The sequence below is a fragment of the Kribbella sp. genome (assembly GCF_035655035.1).
Taxonomy (GTDB): domain Bacteria; phylum Actinomycetota; class Actinomycetes; order Propionibacteriales; family Kribbellaceae; genus Kribbella.
Window position 1 is genome coordinate 1 of sequence record NZ_DASRVN010000609.1, and the last position, 2,360, is coordinate 2,360.

2 protein-coding genes are annotated in these 2,360 nt (G+C 69.4%); one reads left to right on the forward strand and one right to left on the reverse strand.

What is annotated here, in order from left to right:
- A partial coding sequence (locus tag VFF46_RS32115) for an acyl-CoA dehydrogenase family protein (protein ID WP_325040993.1) occupies positions 1-1,553 on the reverse strand: 1,553 nt, incomplete at its 3' end.
- A gap of 63 nt (positions 1,554-1,616) precedes the next feature.
- On the opposite strand from VFF46_RS32115, the gene VFF46_RS32120 reads away from it, so the two are divergent.
- Positions 1,617-2,360 (forward strand): YihY/virulence factor BrkB family protein (locus VFF46_RS32120; protein WP_325040994.1); only part of this gene is annotated, 744 nt, incomplete at its 3' end.

Here is a 2,360-nt window from a genome sequence, read left to right on the forward strand (position 1 = left end):
TCGCCGGCCAATCGCGACGCCACGAACGCGTCCGCGACCTCCGGAGTCGAGTGCCGGATCAGCAGCGATGCCTGCAGGCACAGGGCCATCAGCGCAGCCAGCCGTCGTGCGCCGGCCTCGGCGTTCGAAGCGTCAGCAAGCGCTTGCAGTACGTCGTTCACCGCGGCATCCAGCCGCTGATCCGCACCCTGGACCGCGGCGAGCTCCGACAGCCACGCGTCGAGCGACTCGGGCCTGCGGAGTGCCCGCAGTACGTCGAGCGCGTTCACGTTGCCCGACCCTTCCCAGATCGAGTTCAGCGGCGACTCCCGGTAGAGCAACGGCAGCCCGGACTCCTCGACGTACCCGTTCCCGCCGAGGCACTCCAACGCCTCGGCAACCATGAACGGCGTCCGCTTGCACACCCAGAACTTCGCCAACGGCAACGCGATCCGCCTGAAGGCTGCCTCCTGCGGAGTGCCGTTGTCGACGGCTGCCGCGAGACGCATGCCCAGCGCGGTCGCGGCCTCGCTCTCGATCGCCAGGTCGGCCAGCACGTTCTGCATCGCCGGCTTGTCCGCCAGCAGCCCACCGAAGGCGCTCCGGTGCCGCGTGTGCCAGATCGCCTCGACGAGCGCCCGCCGCTGCAGCGCCGCCGACCCGAGCACGCAGTCCAGCCGGGTGGCGGCGACCATCTCGATGATGGTCCGGACGCCCGCACCTTCCTCGCCGAGCCGGTACCCGATCGTGCCGTGGAACTCGACCTCCGACGACGCGTTCGACCGGTTCCCGAGCTTGTCCTTCAGCCGCTGCAGGGCGAACGGGTTCCGATTGCCGTCGGCAAGCACCCGCGGTACGACGAAACAGCTCAGCCCGTCCGGCGCCTGCGCCAGTACCAGGAACACGTCCACCTGCGGCGCGGAGCAGAACCACTTGTGCCCGTCCAGCTGGTACACGTCCCCGGCGGGCGTCGCCGTCGTCAGGTTCGCCCGTACGTCGGACCCGCCCTGCTTCTCGGTCATCCCCATCCCGGCCAGTACGCCGCCCTTCGCCGCGGCCGGCAACCGACGTACGTCGTACTCCGTCGACGCCAGCCGTGGTACCCACTCCGCCGCGAGCTGCTCATCCGCGCGCAGTGCCGGCACCGCGGCGTACGACATCGAGATCGGGCACCCGTGGCCCGGCTCCACCTGCGACCACAGGTAGAACCCGGCTGCCCGGGTCAGGTGCGGCGCGGGGCGGTCGCTGGTCCACGGCGCCGCCTGCAGCCCGAACCCGACGGCCTGCTCCATCAGCCAGTGCCACGACGGGTGGAACTCGACCTCGTCGATCCGGTTGCCGTACCGGTCGTGGGTGCGCAGTACGGGCGGATTCTGGTTCGCCGGGAGCGCGTGCGCGCGGGCCTCGTCGGAGCCGGCCAGCTCGCCGATCCGGCGCAGGCCGGCGTCCGCGGTGAGGTCCCCGGTGAGCCCGGCGTACGGACGCAGAGCGTCACCGAGCGGCGCGTCCCGGGTGAAGAAGTTCACGCCCCGCAGTGGGGGAGCCTGATTCGTTACCGCGAATGGGTCCGCCATGTCAGTACGGTAAGCGGTATGGCACGTTCTGGGGCAGGACCCACTGGTGGGAGCTCCCTCTCATTGGCATGGGTTCGCAAGGTCCCCGCGACGACCTGGAAGCTGCTCACGCAGACGGTAGGGGTCTGTCTGCGTTACCGGGTCACGGGTCTCGCGGCCGAGGGGGCGTTCTACGCGATCCTCTCGCTGCCGCCGCTGATCTTCGGACTGGCCGGCTCGCTCGGTTACATCGCGAGCAAGTGGTTCCAGGTCGAGACGATCAACGACGTCAAGCAGCAGATCGTCGACCTGGCCGCCCGGGCGCTGACCGACGACTCGATCCGGAACGTCATCTCCCCGACGCTGGACCAAGTGCTGAACGGCGGCCGGCCGGACGTGATCTCGATCGGTTTCGTGCTGGCGCTGTGGTCCGGCAGCCGGGCGCTGAACGTGTTCGTGGACACCATCACGATCATGTACGGGATGGGCGGCAAGCGCGGCATCGTCAAGACCCGCGCGCTGTCGTTCAGCCTGTACTGCGCCGCGCTGGTGATCGGCGTGATCGTGCTGCCGCTGGTGCTGGCCGGACCGGACGCGGTGAACTCCCTGCTCCCGCACCGGCTCGACTTCCTGAACCAGCTGTACTGGCCGGTGGTCACGATCCTGTCCGCGGGCTTCCTGAACACGCTGTACCACCTGTCGGTCCCGATCCGGACGCCGTGGGTCTCGGACCTGCCGGGCTCGTTCCTGGCGCTGTCGATCTGGATCCTGGGCAGCTTCGTGCTCCGCTGGATCCTGCAGAGCACGGTCGGCGGTACGTCGATCTAC